This is a genomic window from Thermoprotei archaeon (genome assembly GCA_038881895.1).
Lineage (GTDB): Archaea > Thermoproteota > Thermoprotei > Gearchaeales > WAQG01 > JAVZOV01.
The window spans coordinates 279,063-296,235 of the sequence record JAVZOV010000001.1 but is presented as its reverse complement, the minus strand read 5'-3'; the positions used below and the strand labels follow the sequence as shown (position 1 = coordinate 296,235).

The following is a 17,173-nucleotide window of genomic DNA, read 5'->3' as shown; positions in this document are numbered from 1 at the left end:
AAATGTGAGAAAACCCTTAAAAGGAATTTTAACCAAAAATCCTACATTATTAACTAAGAAATGAAAGAAAGATTTATTGCATGAGAATTTTAAATGTAGTTTAAACATGTACTTTAAAGGAGAAGTAAAATATTTTATCCTAACATTAGTTTGATGCTTCTGAGTAAATCTGAAAAACATTCGCGAGCAATGTTTGTTATTGATAGGTCTTTTTCGCTGATTTTCTTAGATAATCGCTCTATTCTATATGATATTGGTGGATGAGCATCGAACCATTTTAACCATGAATAAGCCCTAGTAGAATAGTCTTGTTCATACTTAAGTCTTCTATATCCAATTCTCTTTAATGCTTCTGTGAGAGAATCAGCACTATTTGTATAAAATGCTCCCATTAAATCTGCTCTTTCTTCAAAAAATTTTGCTATGAAGAATACTGTGGTGAAGGAGAACATTAGGTATAAATAAGCTAATATGATTGGTAGATTTAACGTTATGAATATTCTTACAGTGTATTCGATGGAGAATAATGTTGATACTACTATAGGATCATGATTAACTATGTGGCTAAACTCGTGAGCAATGACGGCTTTAATTTCATTTTCTTTTAATGTCATCAGTAAGCCGATTGTTATTGCTATTGTGGCATATTTTTTTGAGATGCCTGTTGCTGCAGCGTTTGATATTGTTGTGTTTATTAGAGTGATCCTAGGTATACTAATGCGAAAGTTTTTTCTTACTTCATCAACTAGTTTATATATATCTATACTGGTTATCTTAACGTTCAAAACATTTATACCATATTTATTTAATATGCTTGTTACTGTCAGAGCATCCACAGAATTGTTCATTTTTATGGTTTGTTCATAAATTTCTTTTTTAATCTGGGCTTTATTTTTAGATATTATATTAATACTTTTTGCGTATTCATTATCCGTTATCCAACATTCAACTATGTGCGCGTGACGATCATCTTCTGTGATTTTATAATCACTAATCTTTAACATTATTTTATCTGAAAATAGCAAGATTATATATTGACCCAGAACTAATACTATCGGTAAATAATATCCTAAAAAGTAAAAACCAATTGTGGCAATTATAATCAATATACCAACCATGGCGATTGGATTTCCTAAAAAAAGTTTTAGTAAAATATTTTCCATCCTCGATTTTTCTGTTAAGTAATATTTATCTGTAAAAAGGAAAGCAATAGATTTTGCCGGTTGTTGTAACGTTATAACTGGATAAAGTAAGCCCTTTATTATCTCATATGCTTTATTAGCGGTTTTAATATCTCCATTCGACCAAATTACTACCATTGGCTCTTCGTCAGGAACTATTATTACTCGCGCATTTATTTGTTGTAAAAATATTTCTATTGCGCTGTGATTCTGGAATGTTGTTTCTGTGAATGGTATATTTTTTTCCTCAATTCTTTTCTTTACATCATTTTTATTTAAAGATTCTGGTAGTCGGTATATGAATGGTATGTTGTTATACCCCGGATTAGCCAACATCAAAGTCACCTAAGTAGTTTAATCTTCTTGAAATACTGACTTGACCATAAATTGTTAGTAATTGTGATTGTATGTATGAGATTAGTTCATTAAAGTTTTCTATGAGTTGTCTCTCTACATCATCGGCTGAACTCTCATTTTGAACTGTGTGGTAGTATGCTTTTAAACCTAAATACCGTGCTGATTCACTATTTATCTTTAATCCCATCATGCGAGCCTCGTGCTTTATAAGCTTCTCGATATCTTTGATGAAGTAGTACCAAAATGTCATTCTTCTCACGCTTTAAGGATATATTCGTGTTGGTGTTCTTGGAAACATAACGGAATCTCTAATATGTGGAAGTCCTGCTATCCATTTTATAAATCTTTCTATTCCAAGACCGAATCCAGCATGCGGAACAGACCCATACCTGCGAAGATCAAGATACCATTCATAATCTTCTGGTTTAAGACCAAAATCTTTAATCCTCCTAAGCAGTAGATCTAGGTCATGTATCCTTTGACCACCGCTGGTTATTTCTCCTAACTCAGGAGCATAGAAATCTGATGAAAGAGTAACTTCTGGCCTTTGGGGATCGGGCATATGATAAAATGACCTAGTAGAGACTGGGAATTTCGTTACAAAAAACGGGGTATCAAAACTATTCGCTAGAACTTTTTCGGCTTCGGCACCAAAGTCTTCACCCCATTTCATGGAAATCCCCTTAGAAGAAAGCAGATCCAAAGCTTCATCATAAGTAATTCTTGGATATGATGGTTCAGGAATCTTTATCTTATCTCTTCCTAAAATTGCTAGCTCACGTTTTCTCTCTTCAATAACCTTCTTTGCAGCATGGTATACCAACTCTTCTTCTACACGCATTATATCATCATGATTAGCAAAAGCCACTTCAGCCTCTAGATGCCAAAACTCAGTAAGATGCTTAGGCGTTCTTGATTTTTCAGCTCTAAATGAAGGTTCTAATGAGTAAACTTTCTCAAATGCGAAAATAGCAGCTTCTAAATAAAATTGCGAGCTCTGTGTTAAATAAGCTGTTTTACCAAAATACCTCACAGGAAATAATGTTGCTCCACCCTCAACTGCTGCAGTGATAAATATAGGAGCCTGCACTTCTACAAACCCATTCGCATCAAGCCACTCTCTAAAACCTTTTATGGCTGATTCCCTTATCCTTAGAACAGCAATAGTTTTAGGCCTTCGAAGTTGTAAATGTCTATGATCAAGCAAAAACTTTTTACCCACACCCCTCCTTATAGGGAAATCACGGGAAACACCTATAATCTCAACAAACTTGGCACTAATCTCAACACCACCAGGAGCCCTAGGGTCCTTCCTTAATGTACCAATAATCCTTAAAGATGCCTCCCTATCCAATTGTGTTATCATGTTATAAACATCTTCACCAACAATATTCTTTCTAATAGCAACTTGTATTGACCCGGTGCTATCCCTTAAATTAATAAAAGTTAAACCACCGTGAACTCTTAAATTTTCAGCCCAACCTAATAACTCAACCTCTGAACCCTCATCCTTAAGAATTATATCTGATATAAACATCTTCTTACCCAGTACAATCTTTCTTACATTATTTGTCACACCTGACCACTCCACTACTCAGCTCATTTTATCTGACACAAACAAAAATATTTATCGCTTTAAAAACATCTTTACATATCTACATACAAAATAAAGATGTTGAATAATTTAAGCAAAGATTAATCAAGTTGAAAGATCAGACGAACAATTCATGAAGTTTTCATAACTTTTTACTGAAAGAACAAGACTTTCAGTAAAAAATGTTAGCTTTCACTCTTAAGAATGTTTAATTCTTGCATAAAAATTTAAGAACAGTACATGCGAGTTCTGTTGTTGGATAGTTAACGTAACGTTTTATTATTATCTGTCTCAGTCTTAAAAGTTTCATGAGCAGGCTTTCGGGAACAACAGTGAAGCGCTCCACATTCTAGAGTTTCATGGATGCTCATTCGGTTTATTAACTTACCCACTGAACGTCGCGCATAAGTGAAAAGATAATGCAAAAAAGCTAGCTATTCAGAAACTGCAACCTAACTCCATTGAAGGATGAATAAAAAGTATTTATATACGTTGTTCTATAAAAAAGATTGCGTTGTAATGAAAAGTATTAGAAGCCTATTACAGAGTAAGGAGTATGATATTTTACGAATGATAGTGGAACAAGCCATTATTGTACGTGATTCTATCTTTTTACTTGATGATTTATTTCAGAAATTAAAGAGTGGAGATTGGGGATATGCAATAGAAAAGAGTTTAGAAATTGCTAGAGAAGAACATAAAACTGATGTTAAGCGGGAAGAGATCGCTACAAAAATCTTTAAAGAAGCATACATGCCGGATTTCAGAGAAACAATATTGATGTTAACTGAGAAAATAGATGAGGTAATGGATTCAATAAAGGATACGTCTAGAATTATGACTCAGAGAAAGTTTGATGAAAAAATACTGAGTATTTTAGAACCAGAGCTTAGTGCTTATGTGAAATTATGTGTGAAGGCTATTGAAACGATGTATTTTTCAGTAAGCAAGCTTATTGCTAACATCGACGAATCAATAAAACTTATAGATGAAATTAAGTCGCTGGAAGTCCAGGTTGATGAAATGAAAATGTTATTGATGAAACGTATATATAACATGGATGAAAAAGTAATTAGCGTATTAACACTACTTCAAATTAAGGATATCATTCTCTTTATGGATAATATTGTCGATAATGCTGAGGATGTTGGTGATGTTTTACAACTCTTATATTTTGCCGTAAAAAGTTAAAAGCACAAAATATACAAACAGGGAAATGACAACCCCAATAACTGGTGTTATTATCCAATTCTTAAACATTTTCATAGAACTACCAATACGTAAACTTCCTTTAGCAAGACTTATACCAATTAAGCTCCCTGTTACTGTTTGAGTTACTGATATTGGCATACCCATTACTGTGAAAAATTGTATTATAATATTAGATGAAAGAAGGGCTGACAAAGTTGCTATACGACCCAGTCTGCTAAGACGAAAACCAACTTCAATAAATATTTTTTTGCTTATTACGAGTAATCCTAATGCACCAGCAATACCATTAATTAACAAAAGTTCAGTATGACCAATCTGTGTCAAAGAAACCCTAATAATAGATATAACAAAACCGATCACATTTGCTCCAACCAGGTACGAATTATACAAACTCATAAACATAATTAGAAGTTTTACCTTAAAACTCAAACCTACATAAGGCTTTGAAAACGAATATTGATAAAAAATATTATAAAAAAATGCTGACAAAAATACTGATAATACAACACTAACTATCCATGATACAACAGTGAATAAAAAATAGTCCCAATTGATTATAAATATTCCTGCAGCAGCGAATCCTGCTATAGAAACTATCACCAACTGAGATACTGATGTAGGAACACCGAATGCACTCAATAATACAAGAGTGATTATCGATGAAATCATTACAGGTAAGAGCTCGCTAGATTTGCTATTAACAATCAATGTACTACCATAATTAATCATCAACGTTGCATTTATTATAACACCAGCAAGTATTCCTATAGCACAAGAAAATATTGCACTTTTTCTCTTAAAAATACCTGAACCCATGAGAATGGCTGGACCAATAGCAGAATTATTTCCACCACTCGTCAAACTCAAAATGATACCAACAGATAAAATTATAAGCTCTCTAATAATTTCTGCTCACCTCAAACAAAAGGAACACCATATAATATTGTCATTAACGCTCTGACTATTATAATCCTTACACCAATCCATGCTGAAATTAGCATAAACGTAGCAGCTAATCTATTAGCGCGCAAAAGCTCACTTGCAGCATAAGATTGAAGAATAATACACCAGGTTATAGGTACTACATCGGCAATGAAAACATTCAGAATATAATAAATGCTATTAGATTGTGACCATTTGATTAATGCCTCTTGAAATTGAACAGATAACGGAATGCCAAGCTCGTAGCTATATTGCATTCTTGGAAGAAAAAGCATTGTAATCCCAGAAATTAATCGTCCAAGACCAAGCAGTAGTAACAAATAAAACGAGAACAACACAAATACTTTATAATATTCATGCCTTACAGAAACGAGAACAAGAAGCATAGTCGAGAACAATATTAAACCGGATCCTTCTATAAAATATATGGTAAGCTCAGAAGAATAATATTGAAAAGTATTTCCAAAAACCCCATTAACCTCTATAATCTTCGATGCAAAAGCATACGATTTAAACATGGAAAAGAGCAGAAACATTATGAAAGCCATCATTGGACTCAATAGATCTGGGGCTACCAGTACTTCCTCTATTAATGCGTGTGGACTGTGAATAATCCTAATCAATCGTCTTGTTGTTCGTTTAATAGTGATCAATAGCACCCATTCTCTTTAATTGTAATTATTGAGATGTAAATAAATTTATTTAATAAAAATAACCCTTCCTTACAGAAAAATTAGACAAGGGAATCTAGAACTTCAGTCCTATGATTGCTGATAAGCTTAAGTTAGCCATAAGCTTTTTGAGTGAATCACTCATATCAGAACTCAATATAATAAGAGGTTGGTTTTAAGGAACTGAAGATCTTTCAGCTTCAGTGAAGATTGTTTAATCAAATATTAAGGAGTAAATGTATCATTCTCTTTCTTATTCTAAAGTAAACTTTATTTTACAGAGTAGAATAAAAATAAGTGGTTAGTGAGAATAAATGTCTTCAATCAGGGAAGTCGAGCTTGTAGTAATGGAAGCAGAACCTGATAAAGTTGGCACAGGATATGCCTCAATGAGCAGAAAAATTATGGGACAGTTAAACATAGTGCCTGGTGATATTATCGAAATAGTAGGAAAGCGCAATACCTATGCAATATCATGGCCACTTCGTTTTGACGATAACAGAACAATAATCAGAATGGATGGGATAATAAGAAGAAATGCAGGCGTATCAATAGGTGATACTGTTAAAGTACATCCTGCAACACTTAAACCTGCTACAAAAGTTACACTCGCACCATTAGACTCACGAATACCTGAGGACTTGCTTCATCATGCGCGTTCAAGAATTTATGAACGAGCTCTCTCACAATCAATACCTGTAAATAGGGGTGATGTAATACAAATACCAGTAGGATTAGGCGGTAGAATAAATCTGATGGTTGTATCAATAGCTCCCGGACCATCAGGAATAATTACTGATTCCACAGAAATTACCATCAGGTCTGAACCTGTAAAAGAAGAAGAAGTAATGGTAGCGAGAGTTACATTTGAGGACATAGGAGATTTAGAGGAAGCAAAAATGCGTATTAGAGAAATAGTAGAGTTACCATTAAAACACCCTGAGCTTTTCAAAAGATTAGGAATTGATCCTCCAAGAGGAGTATTGCTTTATGGTCCTCCTGGAACCGGTAAAACATTACTGGCGAAAGCCGTAGCCAGCGAATCTGGAGCACACTTTATAACTATAAATGGCCCTGAAATCATGAGCAAGTTTTACGGCGAATCAGAGGCTAGATTAAGGGAAGTATTCAGAGAAGCTGAGGAAAACGCCCCATCAATTATTTTCATCGATGAATTAGACGCCATAGCTCCCAGAAGAAGTGAAGTGACTGGCGAGGTAGAAAAAAGAGTTGTAGCACAGTTATTAGCATTAATGGATGGTATGAAAGGAAGAGGGCAAGTCATAGTCATAGGTGCTACGAACAGACCTGATGCAATAGACCCAGCTCTCAGAAGACCTGGGAGATTCGATAGAGAAATAGCTATAGGAATGCCAGACAAAAGAGCACGTAAAGAAATATTCTTGGTTCACACTAGGAATATGCCTTTAGACAATGACGTGAATTTAGATGAGTTAGCTCAAATAACACATGGTTTTACTGGTGCTGATATTGCAGCATTATGTAGAGAAGCAGCAATGAACGCATTGAGGAGGTTTTTACCTAAAATAAACCTTGATGCAGAAACAATACCTCCAGAAATACTTCAAGAATTAAAAGTCACGATGGCAGATTTCGAGGCTGCAATGAGAGATGTTCCACCATCAGTGTTAAGAGAAGTTCTTATAGAAGTCCCTGAAGTTCACTGGGAGGATATAGGCGGAATAGATGATGTGAAACAACTTCTTAGGGAGGCCGTCGAATTACCGATCAAGAAACCGGAAATATTCGAAGAAGCAGGTATAAGACCACCAAGAGGTATATTGCTTTATGGTCCTCCTGGAACCGGTAAAACATTACTGGCGAAAGCCGTAGCAACAGAAAGTGAAGCAAACTTTATAGCAGTTAGAGGCCCAGAATTACTAAGTAAATGGGTTGGTGAATCCGAAAAAGGTATCAGAGAAGTATTTAAGAAAGCAAGGCAAGCAGCCCCATGCATAGTGTTCTTCGATGAAATCGATGCGATCGCGCCTGCAAGAGGCTTAAGAAGTGGTGATTCCGGTGTCACAGAAAGAATGGTGAACCAGCTTTTAACTGAAATGGATGGATTGCAGACATTAAAAAATGTTGTAGTTATTGGTGCTACAAACAGGTTAGATATAATAGATCCCGCATTACTCCGACCTGGGAGATTCGATAGAATAATATTCGTTCCACCACCAGATTTGAAAGCACGTATCGAAATCTTTAAAGTTCACACTAAAAAGATGAAACTAGCAGAAGATGTTAACGTAGAAGAATTAGCGCTCAGGACAGAGGGATATACTGGAGCTGATATAGAAGCAGTGTGCAGAGAAGCAGCTATGGAAGCGATAAGAGAGGGCGTACGTCCTGTAAAAGTAGCTGCAAGACATTTTGAAAAAGCTCTGAAGAATGTCCCATCAAGCGTAACTCAGGATGATCTGAAATACTACATGGAAGTTTATAATCAATTCAGAAAATCATCAAGACAACCTGAAAAGAAGCCTGTCGGAATATACATGTAAAATATTCTATTAAAATTATGAAAAATTTTATAAAAATTAACTTATAAAAGTTATTATTAATTAGTAAAAATTTAATATATTTATCCTGTTTTATTTTATTCATGTTTTGAAAAATATTTAAGTAGTACATCATATTTAGTTATCATTGGTGAGAATCTTGGATACTCATGATAAAAAACGAATAGTAATAATGGGTGCTGCCGGTCGAGATTTTCATAATTATAATATTCTTTATCGTAATAATACAGAGTATGAGATTGTTGCGTTCACTGCAGCACAGATACCTGGTATTGCCGATCGCAAGTATCCGCCTGAATTAGCTGGGCCGCTTTATCCACAGGGAATACCTATTACGAGTGAATATGAACTGCCTCAAATAATAAAAAAGTATAATGTTGACGAAGTTGTGTTTTCGTATAGTGATGTGCTTTATAACGATATAATGCACAAATCTTCAATAGTACTGAGTTCTGGAGCAGACTTTAAGCTAATAGCTCCAGAAAAAACCATGATAAAATCGAATAAACCTGTCATAGCAGTTACTGCCTCACGTACTGGTGCTGGGAAAAGTACGGTTTCCCGTAAGCTTGTATCGTTGCTTAGAGAAGAGGGAGTACATGTTGTGGTTGTTAGGCATCCCATGCCTTATGGAGACCTTTTAAATAGCATTGTTATAAGGCTTGAAAAGCTTGAGGATCTAGATAGATTAAATCTAACGATAGAAGAAAAGGAAGAGTTCGAATCCTACATGAAAATGGGCATCGTGGCGTATGAAGGTGTTGATTACGAAAAAATACTTAAGAATGCTGAGCATGAGGCTGACATAATTATTTGGGATGGAGGAAACAATGATACACCATTTTATAAACCAGATCTTTATATAACAGTGGTTGACCCTACTAGACCAGGTCATGAAGTGGGTTCCTATCCTGGAGAAATAAATGTCATGATGGCTGATTTAATAGTGATCAGTAAAGTTAACACAGCAAAACCTGATGACATAGATACTGTGGAAAAGAATGCGCATAAACTTAATCCTAAGGCTACGATAGTTAAAGCAGAATTCGAAATTTCGATTGATAATCCTCAAATGATAGAAGGTAAAAAAGTCATAGTTGTTGAGGACGGCCCCTCTGTAACACATGGACACATGCCGTTCGGAGCCGGTTATATTGCTGCAAAACGGTATGGTGCATCAGAAATTATTAATCCCAAACCATATGCACAAGGCATATTTAAAGAAATCTATGAAATGTATAAGCATACAGCCGATGTAGTGCCAACAATAGGTTATGGTACAGAACAAATGAAACAACTGCAGGAATTTATTAATAAAATACCTGGAGACACAGTGGTACTAGGAACACCATCAGATATAAGCCGATACCTCAAGTTAAATAAGCCTGTCGTCCATGTAAAATATGAGATGGTTGATGTAGGAGAACCAAACTTTAGCTCTATAATAAAACAATGGATAGCTAAAAAAGTCAAAAAAGCAAAATTGGTATCCTCTCTCTAAGGAATAATATTTCTAATCGTTACAATTAAAATTGATTGTTTTTTAAGTTTTTGGTTTATAAATAGGATTCCTATCATCGTGCGCTACAAGCTCTACTATACCTTCGCTTTCAAGTCTCTTAAGTAACCTTTTTGCCTCCCCCATTTTTACACTAAATTGACTGGAAATCACCCATGGAGATAAGTATTTAAAATTCTTTAGTTCTGCTTTTACCCTGCCCATTAACGATGTGTCAACTATTGCTGTAGTAGTCTTACTTTCCCTCTTTGTTTCCTTAACTTCTTTACTTTTTTTCTCCTTCATTTGTTGTTTTAATTGCTCTTTCTCGAGTTGTTTTATGCTTTTCTTTCCTTTTCCTCCCATAGCACTCCCTTAATTATTTAGACGACCATGTAAATAAGTTTATTTCTTGGTCGGAAAGAGGCGCCCATGTACTTTTTGTACTTAGATTTATTGTATAATCTCGTATCTCGTCCATTTTAATAAAGACCCATTTACGTGCTTTAGTAAATCTTACGGCACTCACAGCTTCTCTTATTGGATAATAGGAAAAATATTCTAACCAATCATAAAGTCTTTTAACTTGTTCTTTAGGTATCTTGACATTATTATTTTTGGTGGTCTTAACTTCAAAAAATACTATTCTGTTATTTTTTGTAGCAAAACCATCAACAATAGAAGCTGGTATTCTACGCCCTTTCCAACCAAATTTTGAAAGATATCGAAACAGGTCACGTTCTCCACGCTTACCTTTATATCTTCCACTCACTTTCTTTTGATTCTTCTCTTTCATGTTAGTACTATGATTAAATAATGCTTAAGCTTATATATTCTTTGTTTTTCAAAAATAAACTAGATTAGGTTAGATGCTCTATGAGTAAGATAAATCAACTACCCCAAAAATATATGCCAGTCAATTATGAGCTAGAAATCTTTGACTTTTGGGATAAAAACAACGTCTATCATAAAGTAGTAGAATTAAGAAAGAATAAACCAAAATTCTACTTTCTTGATGGTCCACCATATGTTACAAACCCTATACACGTAGGGACAGCATGGAACAAGATCATCAAGGATGCATTTCTCAGGTTTTATAGAATGAGAGGCTACATGGTTTGGGATAGGCCTGGCTATGATATGCACGGGTTACCCATAGAAGTGCAAGTTGAAAAGAACCTGGGACTAAAAACTAAGCGTGATATTTTAAAACTTGGTGTAGAAAAGTTTGTTAATGAATGTAGAGAATGGGCTTTAAAAAATCTAAAGATACAGGAAAAACAGTTCAAGGAATTAGGGGTTTGGATGGATTGGGAACATCCTTATAGAACAATAGAAAATGAATACATAGAAGCTGCATGGCTTTTTATAAAAAGAAGCTCAGAAAAAGGATTACTAGAGCATGGTGAAAAAGTTGTCTTCTGGTGCCCGAGATGCCAAACAGTGCTTTCTGGATATGAAGTAACAGAAGAGTACAGAGAAGTAGAAGACCCATCAATATACGTAAAATTTAAAGCAAAAGAAATGAATGCAGATCTCCTTATATGGACAACTACACCATGGACATTACCAGGTAATGTAGCAGTAATGGTTCATCCAAAAGAAACATACGTAAAAGTCAAAGATAAAAAAACAGGAGAAACACTAATCCTTGCAAAGAAGAGACTTGAACCTGTTGAAAAAGAAACTGGAATAACTCTGGAAATAATTGAGGAGTTCCCAGGTTCAAAACTTGAAGGTGTTTCATATGAACATCCACTTAGAGATCTTATTCCAATACAATCAGATCTTATTCATAAAGTTGTATTAAGCGAAGAATATGTAAGTATGGAGGAAGGAACAGGACTTGTTCACTCTGCACCTGGTCACGGTAGAGAAGACTTTGAAGTCGGTATGAAATATAAGCTTCCTGCATTGAGCCCTGTTGATGATGCCGGGTTATTCACACCTGAGGCTGGACGTTATTCTGGAATGTACGTTAAAGATGCTGATAAGATAATAATTGAGGATTTGAAAGAGAGAGGAGCATTACTGTATACCGGTAAAATAGTTCACAGATATCCACACTGTTGGCGATGCAAAACACCATTGATACAAAGATTATCTAAACAGTGGTTTATTACCGTGAGCAAAATTAAGGATGAATTAGTTAAGTTGTCAGATCAACCAGCATGGATTCCACAATGGGCTCTTGAAACTAGATTCAAACCATGGTTAAGAAATGCACACGATTGGGCTATCTCAAGACAAAGATATTGGGGAATCCCATTACCAATATGGAAGTGTGAAACGTGCGGATATAGTACAGTAATAGGTTCACTTGATGAACTAAAGAGTCTGGCCATATCAATACCAGATGAACCAATAGACTTACATAGACCATGGGTTGATAAGGTAGTATTGAAATGCCCAAGATGCGGCAATCCAGCAAAGAGAGTACCTGATGTTATCGATGTATGGATAGATTCAGGCGTGGCTCCATGGGCTAGTTTAAAGTATCCATCAAAAAAGGAAGACTGGGAATATCTGAAACCAGTTGATTTAATAATAGAGGGTCAAGATCAAATCAGGGGATGGTTTTATTCCCTTTTCACATCTGGATACATCACATGGGATGTGCCGATCTATCGTCAAGTAGTAATGCACGGATTTGGACTCGATGAGACTGGCAGAGCAATGCACAAAAGCTTGGGTAATGTAATCAATCCTGATGATGTGATTCCAAAATATGGTCGTGATGCATTACGATTATTCGAACTATCAAATGTCATATGGGAAGACCTAAGGTTTTCGATAAATGGTGTAAAAGAAGCATTCAGAACATTGAGCATAATATGGAACACATTCTATTTCGCATCATTATACATGAATCTTGATAAATTTGACCCAACAACCAACAATATAGATCGCTTAAGGGAATATCTACGTAATGAGGATAAATGGTTATTATCAAAGTATCAGAGAGTCATAAAATACATGACAGAGAGTATGGAGGAGGGTAGAATACATGATGCTGTTAGAACAATAATAAACTTCCTAGTAGAAGATGTCAGCCGATGGTACGTGAAATTAATACGAAGAAGAGTTTGGATAGAACCTAACGATCCTGACAAACTTGCCGCATATGCAACACTATATACAGCATTAGAAGGATCATTGAGATTACTTGCACCTTATGTGCCATTTATAACAGAGAAGATCTATCAATCAATGTTCAAAAATGCACAATTACCACTCAGTGTCCATATGTTAGATTGGCCTTCCGCTCGTGAAGATTTGATAGATGAGAAACTTGAAAAATTAATGGATATAGCAAAACAAATTGTAACAGCATCAAGTATGGCAAGACAAATGAAGGGCATGAAATTAAGAAAACCAGTCCAAAGAATTATAATAGTCTCTAAACAGAGCGAAGTATTGGATACTATAAAAACCTATGAGAACATGCTAAAAACACAGGTGAATACTAAAAACATCCTCCTAGCACAGAGTGAAGAGGTTGAGAAAGAATTAAAAATAATAGAGGCTAAGCTTAACCTTTCAAAGGCCGGACCTATACTTAGAGAAGATGTAAACCAAGTAATCGAAGCACTAAAGAGCATGAACGGATGGGAAATATTGGACACTATAAACAAAAATGGGTTCATAGAAATTAATACCAAAAAAGGAATCGTTAAACTTGATAAAGAAATGCTTATATTTGAGGAGAAAGTTTCTGGCAACTTTGCAGTAGGGCAATTCTATGGAGGATGGGTATATATTGATTTAATAATACCAAAAGAACTTGAAGCTGAAGCCTTAGCAAGAGAAATAGTGAGAAGAATACAAACAATGCGAAAACAACTTAATCTGCCAGTAGACGCTTTCATTAAAGTTCATATAGCAGTTCCAAGCCAAGATGAAGCCGAATTACTCCGCAAAACAAGAAAATACATAACAAGTGAAGCCCGAGCACAAAGTCTCAGAATCTCACTGAGAAAACCAAGCAAAAAAATGAACCTAATACAAGAATGGGAAATAGAGAACGATACATATATCGTCGGTGTTTCGCTTGTAAGAGAAAATCCTGTACTCAAAAGTTTAAGCGATCATGAATTAAGCAGCTCTTAGGGATTCATCAGTCTTCTTGACAAATTCTTTTGCATACCCTTTCTTTAACTAGGATCAGTTTGTGTGAGAGAAATCTCTATCAATTTATATTTATAGGTCGCCACACGACCAACAGAGTTTACAACTGAAAGCCTTTATTTAGAGCAGAGAAGAAGTCAGTCCAAACATGAACAAGTCTCCATTTAACCTAACTACCCCAAAACCGCTATCTATTGCAAAAAGAGGAACGAGAAATAATTTTTTATTTTATAAAAACATATTCAAAACAATGCTAAATGATTTAATTAGAAAAGTACTCTGGGATTTAGCATTAAAAAGAACTTTAAATAAAAATGACCTAGAAATATTAGGAATAACTGATGAAAGCAATCCAGCATTGATAGTAAGTACTGCATTACGGAATGGATTTCAGCTTAACGAAATATTAGAAATACTAACATGGCAGAATTTTGAACTCATAGTAGCTGGAGTTTATGAATTAAACAATTTCTTTACCATAAGAAACCTTCACTTTACATTACAAAATAAAAGAAATGAGATTGATATTATTGCAATTAGGGATAAATATGTACACGTAATAGAATGCAAACATTGGATAAAAACTAGAATATCAGGCAATATATCACGTATCGTGAATAATCATTTATCAAAAATGTTACTCTTCAAAAATATCGCAGGAAAGATCTTAGCACCACTAATATCAAACAAATCAATAATAATATTAATACCAGTAATAGTTATACCACCAAAGAGTGTACCAGAATATGTTGCAGGAATTCCGATTGTAACATTATATCAACTACAAGACTTTATAGATAAATTTGAGGATTACATGGATGAAATCGAACACATACCAATAAAATTACCTAAGACATTGCAGAAAGCCCATGATTTTAATCATGGGATGAACGCCTAATTTTTGAGCGAGTCGTTCTCAAGCGGGCTATGGGCTACATGTCCATGGCAGGGGCTGGTTTTGCAAATTCCAGAACTCGGTATGATGAAGGGATTAGTCCTAAAGAACCGAGAATCTCTCGACTTCAGTCGAGGAGAGTGTCAATTGATTCATCAATATTAATTTATTATAGTGCGTGATAATATTATTGTGATTGGCTAATGTATCAGGTGAAAATAATTAGTGTTAATGAAAAAGATGAGATGATTCAAAATTATTCGTCTAAAATCCTTTATGAAGAAAAAGCTGATATATATGGTGTGGCAGTAAAGCTTCTCACAGATTTAGATTGGGTTGATGAAAATTGGAGACGTAATTTCTATGCAATGTCAGATAGAATACGTAGTCATGCAAGACTTTATGTCACATTCAACAGCAAGTATCCAGAAAATAGTGTATACTATGATCCTTTCACAAAGACAGCTTTCCTTTTTAACTTCGATTATTATGGTTGGATTAAATCAATAGCGTTAAGCTTAGCGGGTGATGTATTAGAGGATGAGCATGGAATATATTCAATACATGGTGCATGCGTAGATATAGATGGGTTAGGGACAGTAATACTCGGTGCTCCTGGTGCAGGTAAGACGACACATACCTATGGTCTAATGAGAAGAGAAAAAGTTAGAGTAATAGCTGATGACTGGTTCTTTGTGAGGGGTGAAGAGAACCTTTTAGCATTCAGTAGTGAAAAGAACTTCTATATAAGGGCTGATGTTGCTTCAATATGGCCCGAATATAAGATGTTGGTTGAAAAAGCTCAATTAGACAATAAAGGAAGAGCAATAGTAGATCTTCGATGGGTTGTTGGTAAGTACCGAATATTACCCTTCACAACGCTTAAGAAAACAATTATCTTAATCAGAGATCAAAATGAACCAAGGATAATCATAAGACCTTTACTAGATGATGCATTACAATTATTAAAAGCTCAAGGATATGGCAATCCTCATTTCTTAGTTAACGATGAAAGAAAACAGCGCATAAGGGAAGCGTTCTTTAAAAAATTACTTAATATGACTGATGTGTACATAGTCAATACAAGAAAGACACCAGAAGAAACACAATCAGAAATAGCTAAAATCCTCAATTTTACTGTCTAAGGATTTCGCTTTTATATTAAGTTTCCTATTTATATATTCTGCTAACTCATAGGAAAAACCATATAATGTGTAAACCATCTTTGGTCTAGACATTTCAACATACTTCAACAATCCCTTAAAATCAGAGTGAGAACTCAGTGGAAAATACTGAACACCATTGTTAGAATTATGATAGTTTAAAGACCAACCAGTACATATTGACCCCACAGCTTTATTAGCACTCTGTAAATTTATCATATTAACGATTTTAGATACTTCTGATGTTGTTGCGATGACAAGTTCACTGCCATCAAAAATTGAATTCATTCCCTGTTCAATTAGCTTATAATTGAGCTTAAACTTATGTCTATCAAACACTTTATTAATATTGTGGATTTTTTCACTAACAAATACTTTGCCAAATTCCTTATTAAGGAGGTATGTAAGTTCCTGAGCTTTACCTAGTGGATATACGCCAATAACTACTGTGCGTCCATCTTTAATGTTAGTGGCAATCCATGATAATATTTTCTCATAAATAAAAGAACGTGGAGGAAAGTTATAATCCGGACGACCATAAGTACTCTCAATTACCAGTACATCTAGATCTCTCATTATATAAGCAGGATCATCAACAATAGAACCATAAATATTAAAATCACCAGTATAACCAATTCTTAGATCATAAAACTCTAATAAAAATTCCAACGAACCTAGAACATGACCAGCATTATAAGCTTCTATGATAACATCATTATAACTTTTAAAATCGTTTGGTTGAATAATATCAACACTTCTATGCAATTTCCTATTCCTTTGGAATATTATATCCATAGTTGGGGGAGACAACACTAACACAGAATTATCATTGTCATTAATACCTCTAATATGATCAGAGTGTGCATGTGAAATTAAAATCAAATCACCACTAAAACCTTGTACTGGATCAAAAATAATCCTCTTATTATTTAATTCTAATAGCAATCCTCCACCATATTTAAGCCTATACACGCGCTGTATCCTCTCCT

At 34.7% G+C, this 17,173-nt stretch carries 15 protein-coding genes; 6 read left to right on the top strand and 9 right to left on the bottom strand.

Annotated features, from left to right (window positions below):
* Nucleotides 1-134: 134 nt before the first annotated feature.
* The 4 genes from QW128_01545 to QW128_01530 all read right to left on the bottom strand — a co-directional run bounded on the left by QW128_01545 (nucleotide 135) and on the right by QW128_01530 (nucleotide 3,478).
* A complete protein-coding gene (locus QW128_01545; protein MEM3832271.1) occupies nucleotides 135-1,517 on the bottom strand; it encodes a M48 family metalloprotease in 1,383 nt (460 codons plus the stop codon).
* Nucleotides 1,507-1,788, bottom strand: coding sequence for a hypothetical protein (locus QW128_01540; GenBank protein MEM3832270.1), 282 nt, complete (start codon nucleotides 1,786-1,788; stop codon nucleotides 1,507-1,509). Before QW128_01540 ends, QW128_01545 begins: the two co-directional genes overlap by 11 nt.
* A gap of 12 nt (nucleotides 1,789-1,800) precedes the next feature.
* Entirely contained in the window at nucleotides 1,801-3,087 is a 1,287-nt protein-coding gene (gene asnS / locus QW128_01535; GenBank protein ID MEM3832269.1) for an asparagine--tRNA ligase, read from the bottom strand.
* Nucleotides 3,088-3,340: 253 nt separating this feature from the next.
* A complete protein-coding gene (locus QW128_01530; protein ID MEM3832268.1) occupies nucleotides 3,341-3,478 on the bottom strand; it encodes a hypothetical protein in 138 nt (45 codons plus the stop codon).
* Nucleotides 3,479-3,651: 173 nt separating this feature from the next.
* On the opposite strand from QW128_01530, the gene QW128_01525 reads away from it, so the two are divergent.
* Nucleotides 3,652-4,323, top strand: coding sequence for a DUF47 family protein (locus tag QW128_01525; GenBank protein MEM3832267.1), 672 nt, complete (start codon nucleotides 3,652-3,654; stop codon nucleotides 4,321-4,323).
* Here the strand turns inward: QW128_01525 and QW128_01520 are convergent.
* The gene (locus QW128_01520; GenBank protein MEM3832266.1) at nucleotides 4,300-5,211 is read right to left on the bottom strand and encodes an inorganic phosphate transporter; all 912 of its coding nucleotides are present in this window, start codon (nucleotides 5,209-5,211) and stop codon (nucleotides 4,300-4,302) included. The two genes, QW128_01525 and QW128_01520, sit on opposite strands and share 24 nt — an antisense overlap.
* 50 nt (nucleotides 5,212-5,261) lie before the next feature.
* Nucleotides 5,262-5,939 (bottom strand): hypothetical protein, encoded by a 678-nt coding sequence (locus tag QW128_01515; protein MEM3832265.1) that lies wholly within the window; start codon nucleotides 5,937-5,939, stop codon nucleotides 5,262-5,264.
* Nucleotides 5,940-6,271: 332 nt separating this feature from the next.
* Here QW128_01515 and QW128_01510 point away from each other — a divergent pair, with 332 nt between their 5' ends.
* Complete coding sequence (locus QW128_01510; protein MEM3832264.1) at nucleotides 6,272-8,482, top strand: CDC48 family AAA ATPase; 2,211 nt, start codon at nucleotides 6,272-6,274, stop codon at nucleotides 8,480-8,482.
* Between the two features lie 190 nt (nucleotides 8,483-8,672).
* Nucleotides 8,673-10,001, top strand: coding sequence for a cyclic 2,3-diphosphoglycerate synthase (locus QW128_01505; protein ID MEM3832263.1), 1,329 nt, complete (start codon nucleotides 8,673-8,675; stop codon nucleotides 9,999-10,001).
* A gap of 42 nt (nucleotides 10,002-10,043) precedes the next feature.
* Here QW128_01505 and QW128_01500 read toward each other — a convergent pair whose 3' ends face one another.
* Together QW128_01500 and QW128_01495 are read right to left on the bottom strand one after the other, a co-directional pair.
* The gene (locus tag QW128_01500; protein MEM3832262.1) at nucleotides 10,044-10,364 is read right to left on the bottom strand and encodes a hypothetical protein; all 321 of its coding nucleotides are present in this window, start codon (nucleotides 10,362-10,364) and stop codon (nucleotides 10,044-10,046) included.
* 13 nt (nucleotides 10,365-10,377) lie between these two features.
* Nucleotides 10,378-10,794: a hypothetical protein gene (locus tag QW128_01495; GenBank protein ID MEM3832261.1), complete on the bottom strand. Its 417-nt coding sequence runs from the start codon at nucleotides 10,792-10,794 to the stop codon at nucleotides 10,378-10,380.
* A gap of 80 nt (nucleotides 10,795-10,874) precedes the next feature.
* On the opposite strand from QW128_01495, the gene ileS reads away from it, so the two are divergent.
* The 3 genes from ileS to QW128_01480 all read left to right on the top strand — a co-directional run bounded on the left by ileS (nucleotide 10,875) and on the right by QW128_01480 (nucleotide 16,166).
* Entirely contained in the window at nucleotides 10,875-14,108 is a 3,234-nt protein-coding gene (gene ileS / locus QW128_01490) for an isoleucine--tRNA ligase (GenBank protein MEM3832260.1), read from the top strand.
* Nucleotides 14,109-14,376: 268 nt separating this feature from the next.
* Nucleotides 14,377-15,024 (top strand): NERD domain-containing protein, encoded by a 648-nt coding sequence (locus QW128_01485; GenBank protein ID MEM3832259.1) that lies wholly within the window; start codon nucleotides 14,377-14,379, stop codon nucleotides 15,022-15,024.
* 200 nt (nucleotides 15,025-15,224) lie between these two features.
* The gene (locus QW128_01480) at nucleotides 15,225-16,166 is read left to right on the top strand and encodes an aldolase (protein MEM3832258.1); all 942 of its coding nucleotides are present in this window, start codon (nucleotides 15,225-15,227) and stop codon (nucleotides 16,164-16,166) included.
* On the opposite strand, the gene QW128_01475 is transcribed toward QW128_01480, so the two are convergent.
* Nucleotides 16,131-17,156: an MBL fold metallo-hydrolase gene (locus tag QW128_01475; GenBank protein MEM3832257.1), complete on the bottom strand. Its 1,026-nt coding sequence runs from the start codon at nucleotides 17,154-17,156 to the stop codon at nucleotides 16,131-16,133. The genes QW128_01480 and QW128_01475 overlap by 36 nt on opposite strands.
* Nucleotides 17,157-17,173 lie beyond the last annotated feature (17 nt).

Excerpts from the sequence above, each read along its gene's own strand:
- QW128_01525 (MEM3832267.1), top strand. The coding sequence starts at position 3,652 with ATGAAAAGTATTAGAAGCCTATTACAGAGTAAGGAGTATGATATTTTA.
- QW128_01500 (MEM3832262.1), bottom strand. The coding sequence starts at position 10,364 with ATGGGAGGAAAAGGAAAGAAAAGCATAAAACAACTCGAGAAAGAGCAA.
- QW128_01545 (MEM3832271.1), bottom strand. The coding sequence starts at position 1,517 with ATGTTGGCTAATCCGGGGTATAACAACATACCATTCATATACCGACTA.
- QW128_01505 (MEM3832263.1), top strand. The coding sequence starts at position 8,673 with ATGGGTGCTGCCGGTCGAGATTTTCATAATTATAATATTCTTTATCGT.
- QW128_01480 (MEM3832258.1), top strand. The coding sequence starts at position 15,225 with ATGTATCAGGTGAAAATAATTAGTGTTAATGAAAAAGATGAGATGATT.
- ileS (MEM3832260.1), top strand. The coding sequence starts at position 10,875 with ATGAGTAAGATAAATCAACTACCCCAAAAATATATGCCAGTCAATTAT.
- QW128_01510 (MEM3832264.1), top strand. The coding sequence starts at position 6,272 with ATGTCTTCAATCAGGGAAGTCGAGCTTGTAGTAATGGAAGCAGAACCT.
- QW128_01540 (MEM3832270.1), bottom strand. The coding sequence starts at position 1,788 with ATGACATTTTGGTACTACTTCATCAAAGATATCGAGAAGCTTATAAAG.
- QW128_01495 (MEM3832261.1), bottom strand. The coding sequence starts at position 10,794 with ATGAAAGAGAAGAATCAAAAGAAAGTGAGTGGAAGATATAAAGGTAAG.
- QW128_01485 (MEM3832259.1), top strand. The coding sequence starts at position 14,377 with ATGCTAAATGATTTAATTAGAAAAGTACTCTGGGATTTAGCATTAAAA.